Here is a 21,098-nt window from a genome sequence, read left to right as displayed (position 1 = left end):
TCCGCTCACGGCGACGGCACGGTGAAGGTCGGCTCCTTGGGCTCGGTGACGCTCAGGTCGCGTTCCCACCCTTCGTTTTCCAGCTTGATGTGCTGGATCGCGACCGCGTTCGCATTCGCATCGAAGTCGGGCAGCGCCTGATACTCGGAGACCCAGCAGCGATAAAGCTTGTAGGAGATCACCAGCTGCCCCGCCTCGTTATAGACCTCGATGATCAGGTCCTTGCGGAAGTCCTGCAGCGACACCTCCATGCCGAGCCCCGCGCCGTACTGCCAGATCTTGTTGGCCCATTTCTCGAACTCGGTGTCGTGCGTCACGCCACGCTCCAACGTGACGGCTTCGTATTCGCTCTTGCCGGGCGACTTGCGGCTGGTGCTCGGGTCGCCCCCTTCGCGATGCTTGACCACCTCGGTCGTGCGCTTGAGGGCGCTCATCTTGCTGATACCCGCCACGTACTTCGCGTCCCACTTGATCCGGAATTTGAAGTTCTTGTACGGATCGAAGCGCTGGGCATTCACGGTGAACTCGGCCATCATTGTCTCCGTCGAGGGTTGGATTAGACCTGGATCTGCCCAGCGATCTGCTGCAACTGGATGACCACGAACTCCGCCGGCTTGAGCGGTGCAAAGCCCACGATCACGTTCACGACGCCCAGGTTGATGTCGTTCTGCGTCGTCGATTCGCTGTCGCACTTCACGAAGTACGCGTCGGTTGGCGTTTGTCCCTGGAACGCGCCCTGCCGGAACAGCGTCTGCATGAAGGCCCCGACGTTCAGCCGGATCTGCGACCACAGCGGTTCGTCGTTCGGTTCGAACACCACCCACTGGGTGCCGCGATACAGGCTCTCTTCGATATAGAGCGCGAGACGGCGCACCGGGATGTACTTGTAGTCGTCCGCAATGACATCGGCGCCCATGGTCGTGCGCGCGCCCCAGACGACCCGGCCGATCACCGGGAACGTACGCAGACAGTTCACCCCGAGCGGGTTCAGGCTGCCGTTTTCGCCGTCGTGAAGCGGCACGGTGAGCTGCGGCACGCCAACCAGCGTCGCATCGACGCCGGCGGGCGCTTTCCACACGCCACGCTGGCCATCGGTGCGCGCAAACACGCCGGCGATCGCGCCGCACGGCACGAACTCCTGCATCTGGTTGTTCATGAGCGGGTTCGGCTGTTTGAAGCGCGGAAAGAAGATCGCCGCGTTGCGGCTGTACGCGCCGACGTTCTTGCCGAGGTCGCTGGCCTCGGCCAACGCCCCCTGTGCCGTACCCCATCTGGCCGGCGGATCGACGATCATCATCGCGCGGCGGGTCTGGCAATAGCTGACCGCATCCGTGACCACCGAGGTGGACAGCGTGCCCCCTTGCACGAAAGGAGGAATGCAAAGCAGATTGAAGATGTCTGTGTTGTCGAGCGCGTAGATGCCATGCTTGTTCTGGATGAAGTTGTCTGCGCCCTCTCCCGTCACGTCGAAATCCTTCAGCGGGCCGCCGTCCTGGCCGTTGCCGTCGGCCAGCGCCGGGGTCTTGCCGGTTTCGGCCGGCACCGGCAGCGGATCGCTCATCGAGTCCGCCACGCGCACCAGCGACGACTGGTCGACGAGCACGTTCCTGATGTAGTTGGGGCTGGCCGGATCGATCGACAGATTCAGAAATTTTTCCATCGCGATGGCCGTCGACGCGCTCGATGAACCGGGCGACGAAGACGATGACGGCGACGGCACCGTGCTGTTCTGCACGATCGTCAAATTGAAGTTCTTGCGCTTCGTCGGGTCGGTGACCGGCAGCATCGTGTAGTCGACCGACGCGCTCAGCGTGTTGCCCCAGGTGCCGACGCTCGCTGCATTGAGCAGCAGATCGCCGGTCGAGCCCTTGATCGCGATCTGCGCCGCCGCGGCGGGTGCGGGCGGTTGGGAGGGCGCGGGGGCCGGGGCAGGTCCGGGTGCAGGGGCCGGCGCGGGAGCCGGTGCAGGCCCAGGCGCCGGTGCGGGTCCAGGCGCGGGAGCGGGTCCAAGCGCTGGGGCGGGCGGGGCCACGGTGCCGGCGACGAGCCGGACGATGATCGCCTCGCTGCCGCCGTTCAGGAAGAAGTCGCGCACGGCGAACCCAAGCATCATATTGACGTTCAGGCCGCCGAAGGTCGCTTCGAAATCGCCGTAGCTGTAGACATTGGTGGCGACTTCGACAGGCCCCTTCGGTGTCTGACCGACGAAGGCAGCGATCGATGTCGCGACGCCCGTGATGGTGTGCACCCCGCTCGATACCTCTTCGACGTAGACACCTGGATAAGTCAACGTAACAGGCATGGATCACTCCCAGCAAAATGCGGTTGTCTGTCTCCCACCGCGAGTCCATCGAACAGGCGACGCCTGCATTACCCGCGCGCCGCACGGACCTGGTCTTCAGCGCGCTTTGTCATCCTGTGCCGTCACCTGGTGCGCGTACAGCGCGGTGCCATCGATCAGCAAGTACTTCGTCACCTGCCCCGCCTCGACCAGACGATCGAGCGCACGCTCGATCATTCGTTCGCTCACGTCGCGCTGTGAGACGGGCAGCCACCAGTTCGCTATGCCGCAAGCGGTGTCCGCTGCGTCCGGGTGTCGAGCCAGATAGCGCAGAATCGCGTCACACAAGCATCGAAGAATTGCTTCGTCTGGTTCCACTCGTCTACCGGTATCGAATGTCTTTTGCGCGGTGGAGCAATCAAAGCAAGAGGTGGGCCGTCGCTGCGATCGCGTGGGTCGCATTGCGCTGAAATGCGTCGCAATGCCGGCCCGATGTGCGCGGGCATGTGCCGCGACGAAACATGGAGCGTCTGTCCGTTACGCGCCGCAGCGCTGCGGGTGGGGCAAAAAGAACGCACTTACGCTCACGACCCGGGTCGCCGCTGCCCCACCGACGACGCACGCGCTACAAGCGTTCGATGCCGTGCTTTTTCAGCAGCTTGCCGAATGCGCGCCGCTCCTTTCCGACGAGGCGCGCGGCGCGCGTCACGTTGCCTCCGGCGGCGTTGAGCGCGCACGCCAGATAGCGTGATTCGAACTCCGCGATCGCGCGGATCTTGGCAGTGCGAAAGTCTTCGAGATGCATCGACGGTGCGAGCCCGGCCTGACCGTCCGGCACTTTGCCGTCGATCCCCGCAGGCGGATCAATGTGAATGGTGGTCGCGTCCGAGAGCAGATACTCGCGATAGATGAGGTTTTCGAGTTCGCGCACGTTGCCGGGCCAGCGGTAGCGATTCATCCACGCGAGCGTGGCGGGATGGACCTGTTTGTCGCCGAGTCCGAAACGTTCATTGCATTCGCACAGGAATGCTTGAACCAGCAAAGGGATATCGCCATGCCTCTCGCGCAGCGGCGGCAGCGTCACGAACATGATGCGCAGGCGATACAGCAGATCCGGCCGAAACCCGCCGCGCTCCACCAACGCCGACAGATCGCAATTGGCCGCCGCGACCAGCCGGACATCGGCCCTGATGCTTTCGGGTCCGCCCAATGGTCGGTAGTGCTGATCTTGCAGGAAGCGCAATAGCGACACTTGCGCCTTGAGCGGCAACGCGTCGATCTCGTCGAGAAAGAGCGTACCGTGACGCGCGTGCGCAACCAGCCCGAGCTGTTCAACGTTGGCGTCGGTGAAAGCCCCTCGCTTGTGGCCGAATAGTTCGTTCTCCACCAGATCGCCGGGCACTGCGCCGCAATTGACCGGCACGAACGGTCCATCGCGCCGGCTTCCACCGTAATGGATCGCGCGGGCCGCGAGTTCCTTGCCCGTGCCGGTTTCTCCTTCAATCAGCACGGGCGCCTCGCAGCGCGCGATTCTCTCGATGAGCCTGCGCGTGTGGACAAAGGCTGACGATTGACCAATCATCGGAGGTCGCTCCCGCTATTGGGCTCGTCCGTCCCGCCTTGCCGCCCATTGCATCGGACCGTTCGAAACGCGCGAGTTAGCGTGAATTATTCTGGCCCGGAACTTTACGTGGACAACCGCTCCGTGCAATCTTCTTTTTGCCTCCGCCAACACTCGCAATTGCCCATGCGGATGGCAAAATCAGTCTAGTACGCAAATTTGCGATTATCCAGCAAGTCCGGCCTTCCCGAGAAATCGAATCGAGTGGAAATCCCGATACGAAGACGAGCTGACTCTGGAGTTTTTTAACGCGGTCACCGGTGAATTGATGGCATCTGCACGGGGCATTAGCGGGAATCCGCCAATCCGTTGTTTATCTGGCCTTGATTGCCTGGCCATGCGTATCAACGGGGTCCGATGCGAGTGCGGCGCAGCGCAGCGCAACAATCAAACAACGAAAGGAGCGAATCGCCGGGCAGTATCACGATAGAAGCGCTTCCATCCATCGCTGCGCTAACCTTAAGCAATACCCGCGCATTTTATGACTGCATTTTCTGACACATTTCTTTGCCACATTGTCCCGTGCCTTTAGCCTTGGCGCTTACGGATGAACTTCGCGGCGACCATCCCGGATGCTATTTGATCGGAAATGCAGTGACCACCTGGCTATTTGCATCCACCACGACTCGCATGCCGAACAGAGGTTTGCCTTTACTATCTGCATCCGTCTGTCTGTTTCCCTGACTTGTATTGGTAACTGCGGTGGCCTATCGTTCAAGGAGCCATGCGATGTGCCGATGCTTTCATCTCCGCACGATTCGCCGGCCTGGTAATTTCAATGTTCGGCGCCCGCATGAGAGCGACACGGCGTTTGTCGATCCGGGTTGTTGTAGTGCGCGCGGCATTGGATGCTCGACCTCGCTCCTCGTCTCTGCACTCGGCCGATAGCGAGTGGTCCGACCTCACGGAATTGGGCGGAGATCTGGCGCCCGTGGTCATGAGCAATGATGGACGCCCGTAGGAGTTCGATTTCATGCATGTCGCGCCGATGCTAAAAAAGCAGCCCGTGGTTGCACCGAGCGCGGCACTAGCGCGCCGGCGGCAAGACAGCGCGGCGGTGCGGCGCGATCCTTCGAACCGGGATGCGCAGCAGGCCGAATGGCCGTTCTTCGACGACCGTGCGGCAAGTGACTCCCGTTGCCTGCAGCGCAAGCTGGCGATCGGCGCGGCCGACGATGCACTCGAACAGGAGGCCGATCGCGTTGCCGAGAGGGTATTGCGCACGCCGGTGCGCGACTGGGAGCCGCGTCCGGCACACCCGCGAGTCGCCCGTAAATGTGCGGCGTGCGACCTGGAGGATGAAAAGCTGCGCAGAAAGGAGTCGGCGGCGGGCGCAATGGCCTTGGGCGATGCGCCTTCCATCGTGCATGAAACGCTGCGCTCGCCCGGACAGCCGCTCGACAGGAAATCGCGCGATTTTTTCGAGCCGCGCTTTGGTTACGATTTCAGCGGCGTGCGCATTCACGCCGGCAGTCAGGCGGCCGAATCGGCGGGAGCAGTGAACTCGTACGCCTACACGGTGGGGCGAGACATCGTGTTCCACCAGGGGCAGTACGCGCCCAATACGCCTCACGGAAGGCGCTTGCTCGCGCACGAACTCGCTCACGTGGTGCAGCAGTCCCATATGAGCCGGCGGATTCAGCGTTTCTCGTACGCCGAATTCAAGGAAAAGGCCTACGAGCACCTGATCAACGGACTACGGGCAGCGAAAAAAGCCGCGCTCGACGCGCTGCGTGCCCGCGTCGGCGATCTGCCGCCGAAATGGTATGGCGCCGCCAACACGATCATCAGTGTGATAGACGAAGTCCTGGGCGTAATCGAAACGCTGATTCTCGCCATCATCGGGTTGGTGGTCGGCTTTGGCGAGGGCGCGGTCGGTCTGGTGACCGGAATCATCAAGCTGGGCTACGGCATTCTCAAACTGCTCTACGACCTGGCCATAGGGGCCTTCACCAATTTCGAGGCTTTGAAGCAGGATTGGGACGCTTTCGCGAAGGCTCTACTCAACCTGCCCACCGCGCTCCGTAACCTGGTGACCGACTGGCTGGACCACTTCGAGAAGGCGTCGCTAGAGCGGCAGTCCCTGATGATCGCGGAGTTGGTCGGACAGATCGAAGCGCTCATCGCAAGCTTTGGCGTGGCCGCGTCGCGCGCAGGAAGTGCAGCGACGCTTACGGAGACAGGCAGCGAAGTCGCGGGCGCTACAGCGCGAGCCACGGCGGGTACGGCGGCTCAGGAAGCGGCAGCGGCCGGCACCCAGGCAACGCGGCCAGCACTAACCGTCATACAAGGCGGTGGTCGCGGAGCCGCGCGCGCGGCGCAAGCCAGCGCAGGAGCGTCCCGGGGGAATCTGGCGCTGAAACTGGCGCCCGCAATCGAGGATGCACCGGCTGTGTCGCCCGTGCGATTGGTGCCGCCGCTTCCCGCTGCGCAGCCTGCCGCTGCGGCAGCCAACACAGCTGCGACGGCCGCGGCATCCGGCGCGCGAGCGAAGATCGTAGCCACGGTCGCGGTAGGCGCGCCCACAACCGCGAGGCAGCTGAAGGATCCCTGCGCGGACTGTTCCAAAGCAAACTGGCGGCGGTTCAACAGGCAGTTCATGAATGCGAAGCTCGCGCAGATTCAGTCCGTGCCGAACCATCCGCTCAGCTTCCTGATTACCAATGGGGCATGGGCGAACCGGACGTCGATGAACGAGGTCGGCGTGCATGCGGGTCATCGGATCGGTCGACGCGGCTGCGAATGGGGCTTCGGCCTGCTGCGGCTGGCCGTGGAAAGAGGCTGGGAAAACCTGTACGACTCCGATACGGAGAGAAACGCTGCGGTTCTAAAGGAAACGGTCATGATCGAAGGAGTCGAAGTCGATCTTGGATCGGCGATCGAATGGCAGAAGGAAGGCCATCTTCAAGGCATCGATCTGAAGGCATTGAGCAAGAGCACACCTAGCGAAGGCTGGAGACCCGGCATCTGTTTTTGAAGGCGGAGTGCCGGCAAACGAATTGCGATTCGACGATCCGCACTTTCACGCCAGACGCGAAGACTAGTGCGGAACGCAACAGCGAGAAGCGGCTTCACTGCGATTTCAGCGAAAGCCTCGATGCCTTTTTGGCTCTCAATTTGGTTACTAAGAAGTCGGTGCTTTAGCGCACACTCTTGGGTCCACTGTATGTTTGAAGCCGCCAGGGGTAACTTCTGGTTGGTCCTTTTCAGGTGGCGCTATATTCACGCTCTCGACGTGCTCGACGATTCGCACCCCTTTCGAAAGATTCCCGCCAACGGATCGACCATGTTTATCCAGGAACGTGGTTTGAGTGTTCACCGTAAGGATAACGGGGTATTCGCCTGTGGCGCTACGCCAGTTCGCCCACATAGAATATGGCCCAATCCTGGTACCGCCTAGTGCCTTCGATTGAACGTTTCCTATCCGAGTCCCAATTGGATCGCTAACGATGTCAAAGCCGCAAAGGACGAATTGTCTCAGTGTAGGGTTCTGATTCAATAACGGCACAATCGAAGAATTAAAGTTAACGGAACCAGTTCACTCAAGGGAAAACGAAACAACCGGCCAAAGCAAAATGAGCAGGAACAATCGTTTCATGTCAGGTACCAGGAAATTTGACACGCGCGTTTTGAAGATCGCCACCGGATGCTCGCCATGCTTCTGTGGCCGCACTTCCGGGGCCGCTGAAGTGATCAATGTGATTGCCCCGAATTCCGCCCCCCGTACGCCTATCGCGCGCGATGACCGGGGAGCGCCCGTGACAATTGCACGCCCATCCGTAACCCTGGGCTTCTGCCATGTCGTAGCCGGTCGAATACGACCGAAGCCTATCCTGCGGAAAGAATTCGCCGGTTTCGACGTTCATAGCCATTGCGGATGGCATCGACGGAACAGTGGAGAATATTTAATATGTGATGCGACATAGATGACACTCCTCCCTGCCTCCGGTACCTTCCTGTTTCTGTTGCTCCATTCGATCTCTCCTCGTGGTGGTGAACCGGTTCTGTGATGGCATCGTGCCAACGCCGGACGAATATCGGGCCGCTATGGAACAGGCGGATAAAGCCCACAAACGTGAAGAAGTGCTACGGCTACTGGAAAAGATCGCAACAGAACGGAACAAGTGGCGTCGTTACGGGTCGCCCCAACGTGTCAATCGCTGGAATCAGGCGTAACGGCAAAAGGCCCGCTCGCGGGCCTTTTCGCAGCAAAAAGCCCTGCCGAAGCCGGGTTGACTCACCACTAAATATCCGAATAGTTGGAACACGACCGGACTACTAATTTTCTTTGGGCGGCTCAATCTCTATGGAATCCAAAGTCTCTCTGATTGATATTGTTTTTCTCAGATCACCACCAACAATCTCTCGATGGTGGATGTCAAAAAATTGAGTTTTTGTATCTATTATGAGGGTAACAGGAATGTCGCCTTTTTGGCTATGCCAGATCGCATTAAATCTATATGGTCCCATGCGGGCGCCACCCATATTCGGCATTGTCGGGCTGTCTATCCGAATTCCCCATCCCGTATCGGCAATTGAAAATGATTGGGTTATGAATTGCTCAAAAATTGGGCGCCCCTTCATCATCGGAGCGATATCCGATGTAAAGCTAACGGAACCATCAGCATAGGCAAACGAGATTGGGACTGTACTTAGGCAGCCTGCTATCATTGCGCGTGAAAGATATTTAGTAATTCCCATTTTCAACCCCCGAAGCCAATATATTTAACCTTTCGTTGCGTGTTATTTACCGGTCCGTTTTCCCATGCTTCCTGTATGGCTGCGCCAGCGCCGACAAAATTGTCTATATGATGCCCGATGATTGCGCTTCCTGTATCATCCGCAAAACGATTGCCGACCATTTCGATAGTGACATGAGCACGCTTTGGAATTACGTTGGGATCAACGGCGATTGAGTGACTCTCTCTGACGGCACCATACGCGCCTTGCACCGAGTCTGTATAAGTAAATGCCACACCTTCCGGATTGTCGAGATAGTCGCGATTACCACGATTGTTGCGATGCCAGCCCGAGTTTACCTGCGTTGGTCGAATGTATCGACCATTTGACGCTTTCCCTGTGCCTTGCATGACTACGCCACGCGCACTGTATAGAAAGTCTCTCTTATGGCAATCATTCGTGCCCCGTGCAAGTACCTGCTTTCCTGTGAAATCGCTTTCAAAGCAAACGTGATATCCAGTAATCAAGAAGGTACTTTCATACCATGCCTCTTTCAGCGTTATGCGCAAAGGCAATGCCGTTATGTCGTCATCCTCGACTGATAACGTCAAGTCGCCCGGCTCGCGCGATTCGAGTATCACCATTGCACAGCCGCTTAAATCGGTCGGGCGTGAAACCCGCACAGTATCGTGCACACGATTGCTCTTGACGGATAGAGTACGACCGGCGAGAGGAACGCCGGCACGGCTTTTTACTGTAGCTTTGATCGGCAGACGGTAGAGAATCTTTCCGTGCTGCACACGCGCGGACGATGGAATTACAGGCAACTTGTCGCCATACTTGTTATCCGGAATTTCCCATGACAACAGGTTCGATGCAATCCTGACTTCAACGCATGAGTCCGGATTTGTGTTTGTACATGCACTGTCGTGAACCGTTACCCAATTTCTACTTTCCGGCATTCCGACTGCTCCAGTTGAACTTCAAGGCTTGATGCTCTGCGCGTAGCTTCGCACTCAGTTTGTCCGCTCCCGCTCATGATCCTCGCTATCTCTCCTTCTTCGTCAACAACGATCCTGTCTCGCACATATGCGAGCGAGCGGCGTACTTCATCGAACAGGGTAAATTGCTCGTCATAGGGCGCTGCTTGTGCGGCTTGCCGTGATGAATTCGCATCACGTTCCTCTACCAATTTCAAGTGATAGCCCCCGCGCGTCTTTGGTGGTGATTCGCTGCGTGCGGCCCTCCTCGTCCGTGACGCCACTTGCGATTACGTTCGGGCCAACACGCACCCGATAGTGAGCGTTCGTGAATGGTCTCCCCGCACCATCTCTCAGCACGAACTGTTCATCGAAACGCTGCCGTGAGCGCTCGCGACAATTGCATGCCCACGCGTATCCCAAGGCCTCGGCCATTTCGTAACCGGTTGAATACGAATGAAGCGTATCCATCGGAAAGAAATCGCCGGTTTCGACGTTCAAAGCCATTGCGGACGGCATCGACGGGAAAGTGGAGAATATCGAATATGTGATCCGGCAAAGATGGCACTCCTCCTTGCCTTCGGTGCCTTTCTGTTTCTGCTGCTCCATTCGTCCTCTTCTTGTCTATCAGACAACACCCGACAAATTAACCATCCAGACGGGGTCACGGTCAACAGCTTTAAATTGGGATAGAACCGTTTTGACAAACATTTACGACAATTCCGGGTATCTCATTTTAAGATGCATCTTTCCGGTTCGCGGCTCAACAAACATTGATGCGCTGGTAGCCCTCACTGATCCGGATCATGACCTCGATCATGTTCCGGTGTTCGTGTCTTTCCCCGACAGTTACAGCAGGACTACTGAACAGAATATCGAGAGAAACGCGAGATCCTTGTCCTCGATCCGCGTCCGCGCCCTAGCGACCATGCGCATACCGAAGACACACATCGCCTTTGCGCCTGGCGATGGCCGCGCTCGTCGCAGCAAAGTTTTCGGAGAACGCTCGCTGCGCGAAACAGGGCGCCGAATTCGCGAGCAGTGCATCGACCTGCGCGTACTGTTTGTCGAACACCCAGGGCCTGCGCGCGAGCGTACGATCGTTGAGCCAGTAGGGACTCCAGTCCCGGGTCGTCTCGATGACCTCGCGCGCGAATTCCGGCCCATACTCGAGCGCGCCCTCGATCACCACATCGACATACGATTGAACCAGCGGAAACCTCGCGTCAGGCACTGGAAGCCCTTCGCCCGGCGGCTCGCCTTCGGCCTTCGGCACGTAGACCCAGACAGTTCCCTTCGCCGGCAGCGGTTGCCATGACACGGCCTCGATGAGTGCGTGCGGCACCTCGACGCGCACGTATCCCTTCTCGCGCTCGTCGAACGCGGACATGTCGTTGCCGGCAACGGGATAGATCACTCCGTTGATCGTCATCGGCGCCTCGCCCTCGAACGGCCGCCGCAGGCCGAGCGCCGTGAACCCTGAACTCGCGCGGTCGCTCCAGCTGCGCACGTAGCCGAACGCCGCCGCGACGCGCACCGGAATCGCCGCAATCGGCTTGCCGGCCGTCGCGTCGCGCGATGACGTGTTGATGAGCGAGCCGTAACCGAAGATGAACTGCGTCGGCTGATCGGGGAGGCGCGTTCCCCAGAAGTCGGTGGTCTGCGCGCGCACCGCCGAGCCAAGAAGCGCCAGTGCCACAACGAATGCTCGAATCTTTGCCATCGCCGACATCGTCAGATCTCCGTCCAATGCATTGCGGCAGATGATCGCCTTAACTGGGCCGCCCGGCAACTGCCCGCGTCAGGCAGCCGCAAGAACGGCAGATTCATTCAGGTACCGTTCATATACGGAATCTGTGAAAGATTTCGCTTCGATTCCAGTAGTTGAATCACCAATAGGTCGCGCTGGCGCAGCATTTCTGGAAAATCGTACGACTGCAGTTCCGTATCGACGGCGCTCTCAATCCACACAGACATGCACCGCTATCCGTCCTTCACCTCGTTTTTCAAAGGCTCATTCTTCTCGAAGGCGGTGATGCTTTTCAGCGTGGTTTCGCAGATGGTCGTCAACGCCTCACGCGTCAAGTAGGCCTGATGCCCCGTGACGATCACATTGGGAAACGAAACGAGGCGCTGAAAGACGTCATCGGTGATGATGTCGCTGGAGAGATCGCGGAAAAAGAGATCCGCCTCCTGTTCGTAGACATCGATCCCAAGCCCGCCGAGCTTCCCGGACTTCAGCGCTTCGATGACGGCTTCGGTATCGATCAGCCCGCCACGGCTCGTGTTGATGAGTATCGCGCCCGGCTTCGCCTGCTCGAGCGTCTCGGAATTGATGATGTGGTATGTCGCGGGCGTGAGCGGGCAATGCAGCGAAATAATGTCGGCCATCTCGGCGACCTCACCCGGCTTCGCGTAGTCCAGACCGAGCGCCTCGAATTCCGCGGAGCGATAGGGATCGAAACCGATCACCTTGCAGCCGAAGCCGAGCATGATCTTCGCGAACACGCAGCCGATCTTGCCCGTTCCGACCACCGCGACCGTCTTGCCACAAAGGTCGAAGCCGGTGAGCCCGTCGAGCGAGAAGTTCGAGTCGCGTGTGCGGTTGTACGCGCGGTGCACCTTGCGGTTGATTGCGAGCAGCAGCGCGACCGCGTGTTCCGCGACGGAGTTCGGCGAATACGTAACGACGCGCACCACCTTCACGCCGAGCCTTGCTGCGGCTTTGAGGTCAACGTTGTTGAAGCCGGTGCAGCGCAATGCGAGCAGGCCCGTCCCGCCCTTGCGCAGCGCTTCCAGCACCTGTGCGTCCGCCCTGTCGTTGACGAAGATGCAGACCGCGCCGTAGCCCGCGGCGAGACCGACGGTGTCCATCTCCAGCAAGACGTCGAAGTAACGCAGCTTGTGCTGCTCGACCTTGTTGGCCTCGTCGAGATACTGGCGTTCATAGCGCGTCGAGCTGAATATCGCCACTTCCATCATGTACTCCTCTGCAACCTGGATTTCGACTTCCGTTCGCGTGCGGCGCAGGCCCGTCTAGCTAGCGGCAATCGCGATCGCGATCTGCACGAAAAGCACCTTGACGATGGTCATCGACGGAAAAATCATCGCGTACATGATGTCGGGCTGATCCGTCGGCGCGATGCGGTTGGCGAAGGCCAGAATCGCCGGATTGCCGGTCGCGCCGCAGATCACGCCGACCGACGTATCGAAAGACAGCCTGAAGACCCACAGGCAGCAGATAGCTGTGACGCCGACGAGCACCAACAGCGTGATCGCACCAAAGAGCAGCAGCATCGGCCCGGCGGTGCCCACGGTCGTGATGAACTTCGGTCCGCAAGAAATGCCGACCTGCGCGAGGAAAATCGTGAGCCCGACATTGCGCAGGACGAGATTCGCCGAAAGCGGCATCACCCATACGAACGGTCCGTTGCGGCGCGCCTTGCCGAGGCACAGAGCGACCAGCAGCAACGCCGCCAGACCCAGGCTGAACGCGCCGAGACCGGGCACGCGCAGCGGAATCGCGCCGACGAGCAGCCCCGCGGCCGCACCGATGCCAAGGCAGATGAAACTGAGGTCGGCCGTGCCCTTGATCGAATCGCCGAAGAACGCGCGGACCCTAGCCTGGTGCGCGGGATTGACGATCAGGCCGACGCGGTCGCCCGCTTCGAGAACGAGGTCTGGCGTCGATAGCAGATCGGCGTCGCCGCGCCGCACATGCGCGATCTCGCAGTTCACGCCGTCCGGGAAGCGGAGATTGCCGAGCGCCATACCGACGACCAACGGATTCGACGCGAACACACGCATATAGTCCAGGTCTTCCCGATGACTCGTGATGCGGCCGGGTTGCAGTTCGCCGCACAGCGCCGTTGCTTCGTCAAGCAGGCGGCGGTCGATGGCGGTGGCGAGAAGGACGTCGTCGGCGCGCAGCGTGAAGTCGTCGGTGGGCAGCTGGTTGTGGTGCGCGCGCCGCACGGCCGCGATCGCCACCCCGGCAGGCAGGTGGCCCCGCAGTTCCGGCAGCCTGAGACCGAAGAGACTGGCATTGCGCAGCGCGATTTCCGCGGTCTCCATCAACTTCGCATCTGGCTTCCGGATCTTGACTTTCAGAGCAGCGTTCAGCGCGTAGAGGAACAGGATCGGCCCCGCCACGCCGAACGGATAGGCGACGCTATAACCCACGGCGGCATCGTTGCTCTTCATCGACGAGATCGCAACCTGCAAGCTCGCCGTGCTGGTGCCGCTACCCGCGAACATCCCGAGCGCATCGGCGAGCGTGATGCCGGAATGGATGAAGGCGCACGCCACGAGACCTGAAACGATGACGCCGAGACATGCGGCCGCATTGGCCTTCATGCCCTCCCGGCTCGTGAGCCCGCGAAAAAATTGCGTGCCGTACTGAATGCCGATGCCATAAAGAAACAGCAGCAGACCGAGCGTGCCCAGCACCGCCGGTGGCGCGGATTTCGGCGCGAACGCGCCGAGTGCCAGTCCGACGAACAGCACGGCCCCGGAGCCCAGAGCCACTCCCTTGATGTTGATTTCGCCGATCAGATAGCCGACCGCAATGGTCAGAAAGAGCGCGAACAGCGGCTGATTCTCGAGGAAAGCTCTGACTGCATCCATGTCGCCCCCCTATGGGTGGCCGAATCAACGCCCTATCGCATCGCGCCCGCGAGATTTGCCGCATCGAGGCCCACGATCAGATCGAGTGCGCCGTTCTTCAATGCCTGTGTCGCGGCCACGCCCGATGCTTTCAGTGCGGCCGCATCGATTCGCGACGCGTCCAATAACTCGACACGCAGCCGCGTAGCGGCCAGCGCGTCGAGCTTCCTGATGTTCGTCGCGCCGCCCAGCGCCGCACGAATCTGTTCCGCGCGCGCCGTCTCTTGCGGCGAGTTTTGCGCTGTGGCGACGAAAGCCGCTGGAGCCGTAGCAGTCGCCGCTGCCACGCCAGGCGCGCCGGCCGGCGGCAGATCCGCGTCCGCGCCCGCTGTCTTCAGATACTCCTGCATGTCGGTTTTCATGTTCTCCGACAACGGCCCGAAGATCGCCTGCACACCGTTGCCCACTCGCACCACACCCGCGGCGCCTAGTGCCTTGAGCTTGTGTTCGTCGACGCGCGCCGGGTCTTTCACGGAGATGCGCAGCCGCGTGATGCATGCGTCGAGACTCGTGATATTGGAGCGGCCGCCAAAAGCGAGCACGAGTTCGCGCGACCGTCCCCCCTCGCCGCCCGCGGCAACCGCCGCCGTGTCCTCCGTGTCGTCCTCGCGGCCGGGTGTCTTGAGGTTGAAGCGGGTGATCACGAAGCGGAACACCCCGTAATAGATCACCGCGTAGATCGGACCAAGGATGAAAACGTACCAGGCGTGCGTGGCCTTCCCGCCAATCAGGTTGAACATCAGAAAGTCGATGCCGCCTTGCGAGAACGTGAAGCCCATGCGCATGCCCAGGGTGTTGGCCACGAACTGCGCCGACGCCGCGAGGCAGGCGTGAATGAGGTAAAGGACCGGCGCGACGAACAGGAATGCAAATTCGATCGGCTCGGTGATGCCGGTGAGGAAAGAAGTCAGCGCGGCCGAAACCATCATGCCGCCGACGGCCACCTTCTTCTCCGGCTTCGCGCAATGCCAGATCGCAATCGCGGCGGCAGGCAGGCCGAACATCTTGAACAGGAACGCGCCTGACAGGATGCCCGCGGTTCGGTCGCCCGCGAAATATCGGGTGATGTCACCGTGAACCGTGTTGCCGGTCGTCGGATCGACATAGCTGCCCATTTCGAAGAAGAACGGCACGTTCCAGATGTGATGCAGGCCGAACGGAATCAGCAGGCGCTCTACGAAACCGTAGATGGTGGCGGCGGTGCGCGGGTCCGAAACCGCCGCCCAATGCGAGAAGGCCTTGATTGCGCTGCCGATCGGCGGCCACACGAAGGACAGGATCGCACCGAGCACGATTGCGCCGATCGCCGTCACGATGGGCACGAAGCGCTTGCCGGCGAAGAAGCCAAGATACGGCGGCAATGCGATGCGGAAGTAGCGGTTGAACATCCAGGCCGCCAGACCACCGGCGAGGATGCCGCCGAACACGCCGGTCTGGATCGACGGAATGCCCATGATCATGTCGGGTTCGAGGCCCTCTATCTTGGCGATCACACCCAACGTCGCCGTCATCACGAGAAACCCGATCGTTGCGGCGACGCCCGATACGCCATCGTTCTCGGTGAAGCCGAGCGCGACGCCGATGGCGAAGATCAGCGGCAGGTTGGCGAAGATCACGTCGCCCGAGTTCTTCATCAGTGCGAGCACGATGGCCGGCACGTAACCGTGAAAGTCGGTGGAGCCGAGACCGAGCAGCAGGCCGGCCACGGGGAGCACGGCGACTGGAAGCATCAGCGATTTGCCGATTTTCTGGAGGACTCCGAAGGCATGCGAGAACATGGCTGGTCTCCTGTTGATCCGCTCAATCGGCAAAGCGTGACAGATGCGCACGGACTTCGGCGGCAGTGCCCAGACGCAGCACCTCGGCGGCGAGTGTGCGTGATTCGTCGAGCGTCACGCGTGCAAGCTGGGCCTTGATCGAACCGACTGCGGGAATGCTCACCGAAAGCTCGTCGATGCCAAGGCCCACGAGTACCGGCACCGCCATCGCATCCGAGGCGATGCCGCCGCATATGCCGACCCATTTGCCGTGCTGGTGCGCACCATCGACCGTCATGCCGATCAGGCGCAGCACCGCCGGGTGGAGTGCGTCGGCCTGCTTCGCGAGTTGCGGATGGCCGCGGTCCATCGCGAGCGTGTATTGCGTCAGGTCATTCGTGCCGATCGAGAAGAAGTCGACTTCGCGTGCGAGCGGCTCGGCGATCAGCGCGGCGGCTGGAACCTCGATCATGACGCCCACCTTCACGCTCGCCGCGTGATCGCCGGCTTCCTCGAGCAGGATTTTGCGCGCCGCCCGCACTTCCTCGACCGTGGCGATCATCGGGAACATCACGTGCAGATTGCCAAGCGGCGCCGCGCGCAGGATCGCGCGCAGTTGCGTGCGGAAGATGTCGGGACGCTCCAGACTCACGCGCACACCGCGCAGACCGAGAAACGGGTTGTCTTCCTTCGGCAGCGGCAGATACGAGAGCGGTTTGTCGCCGCCGACGTCGAGCGTGCGGACCACGAGCGGACGCTCGCGGCCCAGCGCAGTTGCGACGGCGCAATATTCGGTGGCCTGTTCGTCTTCGGATGGCGCGGTGTCTCGCGCGTCGAACAGGAACTCGGAACGCAACAGACCTACGCCTTCGGCGCCGGCCTCGACCGCGTCGCGCGCTTCCTGCGCATTGCGGATGTTCGCGACGACTTCGACCCGGTGGCCGTCGGCCGTCATTGCGAGCTTGCTCGCCGCGAGCTTGTCGTCTTCGCGTTTGGTGGCCTGGCGTCTGATGCGTTCGCGCGCCTTCTCTAGTTCGTCGGCGCTCGGGTTGCGCCGCAAGCTGCCGCGCGAACCGTCCAGCACGACCGGCGTGCCGTCGGCGAGTTGCAGCGCGCGTGGGTCGATACCGCAAATCGCCGGAATGCCAAGCGAGCGCGCGAGGATCGCGACGTGGCTCGTCGCGCCGCCGGTGGTCGTGCAAAAGCCGAGCACCTTGCTGCGATCGAGCGATGTCGTGTCGGACGGCGAGAGTTCCTCGGCGATCAGAATCGACTCGTCGGGCACGTCGATCGGCGCCTGCTTCGCGCCGGCGAGCAGCGCGAGCACACGACGGCCGACATCGCGGATATCGCCGGCGCGTTCGCGCAGCAGCGGATTGTCGAGCTTTTCGAGCATGCTTGCCTGCGTCTGGAACGCATCGCGCCACGCGAACCCGGCGCTCTTGCCTGCGCTGATGCTACCGATCGCGGTGTCGTTCAGGTCGGGATCGTCCAGCAGTTCGAGATGCGCCTCCAGAATCTGCGCCTTCGACGGATCGGTGAGCGTCGCCTTGAGCGCTTCGATCTGCTGGCGCGCCTGATGTCGTGCCGCTTCGAGTTGCGCGCGTTCGCGTTGCGGCGACTCGCCCGCTTCGTTCACCTCGATGACCTGCTGGCGGAACTGCACGATCTTGCCGACGGAAAGCCCAGGCGAAGCGGATACGCCGATGTATTCGTCGGCGTCGGCGGGAGCCGCCTGGCTTGGCGCTGGCACCGGCGCAGCGGGCGCAGGTGCCGCAGCCGGCGCAGGTGCGTCGCCGGGCTTTTCGCCCGAGCCCTCGGCCAGCAGACGCGCGACGCTGCTCGCCGCCTCACCCGCGTCGGGACCGCGGGCCTCGACGCGCAGCTTGTCGCCAAACTTCGTTGCGAGTCCCATGATCGCGACGACGGACTTCGCATTTACGCTATCGTCGCCGCGCAGGAGCCGAATCTGCGACTGGTATTTCTTTGCTTCGACCGCGACGAGCGCAGCGGGCCGCGCATGCAGTCCCGCCGGATTCGGCAGCGTGATCTCGTCGGAGAGGATGGCGCCGCTGGTGCCGGCCGTATCCTTGTCCTCCATGCTCCCGACCATTTCGACGTATAGCGCGACGTCGGTGCCGGCGACGACAAGGCCGTGCGCGGGAACGTAGCGCGTGACGAGCTCGCCGTTGGCGATCACCATTTGCGTGAGCAGGCTGGCTGCCTTTGCGCCGACCACGATCGGGTCGAAGCGGATCAGCGGCGTGCCCGCCGCGACGGCGTCGCCTTCCTTGACCAGCGGCATGAAGCCCTCACCGCGCAGCAACACCGTGTCGAGCCCGATATGCAGCAGCACTTGCAGACCGTTGTCGCCGGTGATCGTGATGGCGTGGCCGGAGCTATGAAGTTGCGTGACCTTGCCGGCAAGCGGTGACAGCAGTTCATCCGAAGTCGGATCAATCGACACGCCATCGCCGACCATCTTCTGGGCGAAGACCGGATCGGGCACGCTATCGAGAGGCACCAGTACGCCCGAGAGTGGCGCCATCAACTCGACGCGCAGAGGACGCTGAGGAGCTTGCATCTCCAGGACTCCTTATATATTGATGTTCGCGCCGTTCACCGACACGCGAGCGGCGCACATCACCAACGCGTCAGTGACAGAAACCTGATTTCATGATTGCGGAAGCGGTACGCCAGCATTTGAATCAGCCACGTCTAGCCATTTCGCATACTGGTTGAAGATCGAGTCCACCACTCATGCGAACGCTTCACGGGTGAACGGAGACACGTCAGGCGCGCTGCGACGGCGCTGTTTTGCTTTGCCGGGACGCCTTGCGCCTGTGGGCACTCCCTTGCACCGTGGTTCCGGAAAAAGAACCTTAAACGCGCTCTGCAAATGAGCATATGTTACTGAGCGCAGATTGCAAGACGAGGCGATCTCGCACATGAGTTCCTGAACTTTTCGATTTCTCGGCCGGAGATGGGCATGGTCTTTTGCTGATTGGCGTGAATCGTCTCCTTTAACTTTTTTGTCTTATACGTTTAGCGAAGTCTTGACGCAATCAGCGCCGCCTGACTGCGAGCCCACGTGCCCTCAGGCTACGGTGGCCTTCTGTCAGCAGCTTCAACAGCCGATCGCGGCTATCGTGGATATGCCTCGCGACGAGGGCCGCCGCCTGCGGTCCATCGCCATTGCGCAATGCCGCAAGAACCGCACGATCACAGAAGGAAGATACCCGGTGCGCGACAAAAACCGCCGCGACACCGTCTTAGCCGTGCAACCTGTCATGGTCATGCACCGCGTCTTTGACGCGCTGCATCCATCCGGTCGGCGCAGACGGCAGATGCCCCGACGTCAGAAGTCGATCGACACCCAGAACACGCAATACGTGATCCGTGTCGCCAGGCACGAGGTGGAGTTGTGCGGAAAATCGCACGTGCAAAACCGTGGCAAACGTGCGCTCGAAGGCGTCCGGATTGTCGCCGGCGGGCATGATCGCCCCGAGCGCCTTTGCGAAGCCCGCTGCGCCTTCGATGTCCGCCCTGCTGAAAACGCCGCTCCCCGGAGAAAAGACGCGCTGCACGTCGTCCTTCAGCTTCTGAATGGCCGCTTCGACCTTTTCGTACACCTGATCAGGCACTCCAACATGGCCCTGAAGGCCGACTGTGTGCATCGCCGGCATACACGCGAGCGCGTTCCTGTTGATATCGTGGTGCGCGGCGAGGGTCTTGAGGTAAGCAACATCCGCGGGGCGAATGGCGTCGCGCCCGCAACAGCACGCGTGCGCGCGCGCAGCGCCCTGCATCGCCCACGCAAAACACGGGAAGTCCCGGAAGTGCAAATGCCTGGCCGCACAGTCTAGAACTGCGTCAGGTGGCAATCGCAGTTCGTGGGCCACCGACAGGCTCGTCTTCATCACGATCAGGACAAGCTCACTCCACTCGTCCTGACGACAATGTTTTATCGAGCTCTGGTACATCGTAGGCCCCTGTATGCACGTCGCATAAAGCCATACTACGCCGCGCAGCCTGCCCGCGGCGATACCAGGGCAGCCCCTGGCTCATGGGACCGCGAGCGCTTTGTGCACCGTCTTTTCGTCCGCATTGGCGGACCATTGCGAGCGGATCTTCGTCACGACCGGGTCTGGGAGAGGGACGTAGTCCAGCGCGCTGATCGTCGGTCCGCCATGACTGAACGCCCAGTCGAAAAACTTCAATGTGGCTTCGTCGTGGCCCGGCTTGACCGGCGTTGCGGGAAGCAACACATAGGTCGCGCCCATTACCGGCCAGGCATCCTTGCCCGGCTGGTTGGTCAGCAATTGAGAGAGTGAGCCCGACCAGTCGGCACTCGCCGCCGCTGCCTTGAACGTTGGGGCGCCTGGCTGAACGACGTAGCCCGCCGCATTGGTCAAGGCAAGGTACCTCAGGCGATTCTGTTTCGTGAAATCCCACGCGACATAGCCTATTGCGCCAGGCAGATAGCCGACGTACGTGGCAACGCCCTCGTTGCCTTTGCCGCCGATGCCGAGCGGCCATCGCACGCTAGTGCCCTCGCCGACCCTGCGCTTCCATTCCGGACTCACCTGCGCGAGGTAGTGAGTCCAGATGAGCGTCGTGCCCGAGCCATCCTGGCGACGCACCACCGCAATCGGATAATTGGGCATCTTGATCTTTGGGTTCAGCCGTACGATCGCGGGGTCGTCCCAGAACTGAATCTTGCCAAGAAAAATTTCGGCGATGACCGGCCCCGTCAGCATCACTTCGCCGGCTTTGAGCCCCGGAAGATTGACGACCGGCACCACGCCGCCGATCACGGTCGGAAATTGCCGCAAGCCGTTTTGGGTCAGTTGATCGTCGGTCAGTGGCGCGTCCGATCCTGCAAAGTCGACTTCCCGGGCGATGACCTCTTTGAGTCCAGCGGATGAACCCGTGCCCTGATAGATCACTTTGCTTCCGCCCGACTTCTGGTAGTCGGCGGCCCACCGCGTGTAGAGAGGAGCGGCGAACGTACTGCCGGCTCCCGTAATATCGGCTGCATAGGCCGTGGCGGCGCATGAACAGCCAATCAGAACAGCCATGACGGCGCCCAATGCTTTCACAAATGTCTCCCG

At 61.0% G+C, this 21,098-nt stretch carries 16 protein-coding genes; 1 reads left to right on the top strand and 15 read right to left on the bottom strand.

The genetic code is table 11. The features are described from left to right. Nucleotides 1-5: 5 nt before the first annotated feature. The 4 genes from L0U81_RS29875 to L0U81_RS29860 form a co-directional block, all read right to left on the bottom strand. On the bottom strand, nt 6-533 hold the full coding sequence (locus L0U81_RS29875) for a phage tail protein (RefSeq protein ID WP_233809200.1): 528 nt from the start codon (nt 531-533) through the stop codon (nt 6-8). A gap of 23 nt (nt 534-556) precedes the next feature. Next, nucleotides 557-2,302, bottom strand: a complete 1,746-nt coding sequence (locus L0U81_RS29870) for a phage tail sheath family protein (RefSeq protein ID WP_233809198.1) — start codon at nt 2,300-2,302, stop codon at nt 557-559. Between the two features lie 96 nt (nt 2,303-2,398). Further along, a complete protein-coding gene (locus L0U81_RS29865) occupies nt 2,399-2,629 on the bottom strand; it encodes a hypothetical protein (protein WP_233809196.1) in 231 nt (76 codons plus the stop codon). Nucleotides 2,630-2,906: 277 nt separating this feature from the next. Further along, nucleotides 2,907-3,863: a sigma 54-interacting transcriptional regulator gene (locus L0U81_RS29860; protein WP_233809194.1), complete on the bottom strand. Its 957-nt coding sequence runs from the start codon at nt 3,861-3,863 to the stop codon at nt 2,907-2,909. A 1,012-nt stretch (nt 3,864-4,875) separates the two neighbouring features. Between L0U81_RS29860 and L0U81_RS29855 the strand changes: the two genes are divergently transcribed. Then, nucleotides 4,876-6,879 (top strand): eCIS core domain-containing protein, encoded by a 2,004-nt coding sequence (locus tag L0U81_RS29855; protein ID WP_233809192.1) that lies wholly within the window; start codon nt 4,876-4,878, stop codon nt 6,877-6,879. A gap of 1,301 nt (nt 6,880-8,180) precedes the next feature. On the opposite strand, the gene L0U81_RS29845 is transcribed toward L0U81_RS29855, so the two are convergent. The 11 genes from L0U81_RS29845 to pstS all read right to left on the bottom strand — a co-directional run bounded on the left by L0U81_RS29845 (nt 8,181) and on the right by pstS (nt 21,065). Then, nucleotides 8,181-8,603 carry a hypothetical protein gene (locus tag L0U81_RS29845; protein WP_233809190.1) on the bottom strand — a complete coding sequence of 141 codons (423 nt, stop codon included), beginning with the start codon at nt 8,601-8,603 and terminating at the stop codon, nt 8,181-8,183. Nucleotides 8,604-8,605: 2 nt separating this feature from the next. Then, nucleotides 8,606-9,544 carry a 3D domain-containing protein gene (locus L0U81_RS29840; protein ID WP_233809189.1) on the bottom strand — a complete coding sequence of 313 codons (939 nt, stop codon included), beginning with the start codon at nt 9,542-9,544 and terminating at the stop codon, nt 8,606-8,608. Between the two features lie 213 nt (nt 9,545-9,757). Next, nucleotides 9,758-10,171, bottom strand: a complete 414-nt coding sequence (locus L0U81_RS29835) for a hypothetical protein (protein WP_233809187.1) — start codon at nt 10,169-10,171, stop codon at nt 9,758-9,760. Nucleotides 10,172-10,481: 310 nt separating this feature from the next. Next, the gene (locus L0U81_RS29830) at nt 10,482-11,294 is read right to left on the bottom strand and encodes a gamma-glutamylcyclotransferase family protein (protein WP_233809185.1); all 813 of its coding nucleotides are present in this window, start codon (nt 11,292-11,294) and stop codon (nt 10,482-10,484) included. A 98-nt stretch (nt 11,295-11,392) separates the two neighbouring features. Then, nucleotides 11,393-11,539: a hypothetical protein gene (locus L0U81_RS29825; protein WP_233809183.1), complete on the bottom strand. Its 147-nt coding sequence runs from the start codon at nt 11,537-11,539 to the stop codon at nt 11,393-11,395. A 6-nt stretch (nt 11,540-11,545) separates the two neighbouring features. Further along, nucleotides 11,546-12,541 carry a 2-hydroxyacid dehydrogenase gene (locus L0U81_RS29820; protein ID WP_233809181.1) on the bottom strand — a complete coding sequence of 332 codons (996 nt, stop codon included), beginning with the start codon at nt 12,539-12,541 and terminating at the stop codon, nt 11,546-11,548. Between the two features lie 57 nt (nt 12,542-12,598). Beyond that, nucleotides 12,599-14,188 (bottom strand): aspartate:alanine exchanger family transporter, encoded by a 1,590-nt coding sequence (locus tag L0U81_RS29815; RefSeq protein WP_233809179.1) that lies wholly within the window; start codon nt 14,186-14,188, stop codon nt 12,599-12,601. A gap of 32 nt (nt 14,189-14,220) precedes the next feature. Further along, nucleotides 14,221-16,005: a PTS glucose transporter subunit IIBC gene (gene ptsG / locus L0U81_RS29810; RefSeq protein WP_233809177.1), complete on the bottom strand. Its 1,785-nt coding sequence runs from the start codon at nt 16,003-16,005 to the stop codon at nt 14,221-14,223. A gap of 22 nt (nt 16,006-16,027) precedes the next feature. Then, complete coding sequence (ptsP, locus tag L0U81_RS29805; protein ID WP_233809175.1) at nt 16,028-18,568, bottom strand: phosphoenolpyruvate--protein phosphotransferase; 2,541 nt, start codon at nt 18,566-18,568, stop codon at nt 16,028-16,030. 688 nt (nt 18,569-19,256) lie between these two features. Continuing rightward, complete coding sequence (locus L0U81_RS29800; RefSeq protein WP_233809173.1) at nt 19,257-19,967, bottom strand: hypothetical protein; 711 nt, start codon at nt 19,965-19,967, stop codon at nt 19,257-19,259. An 81-nt stretch (nt 19,968-20,048) separates the two neighbouring features. Then, entirely contained in the window at nt 20,049-21,065 is a 1,017-nt protein-coding gene (gene pstS / locus L0U81_RS29795; RefSeq protein ID WP_233810049.1) for a phosphate ABC transporter substrate-binding protein PstS, read from the bottom strand. Nucleotides 21,066-21,098: the final 33 nt, after the last annotated feature.

Origin of the sequence: Paraburkholderia sp. HP33-1, assembly GCF_021390595.1 — a bacterium.
Classification (GTDB): domain Bacteria; phylum Pseudomonadota; class Gammaproteobacteria; order Burkholderiales; family Burkholderiaceae; genus Paraburkholderia.
This window is presented reverse-complemented; position numbering and strand designations above follow the sequence as displayed.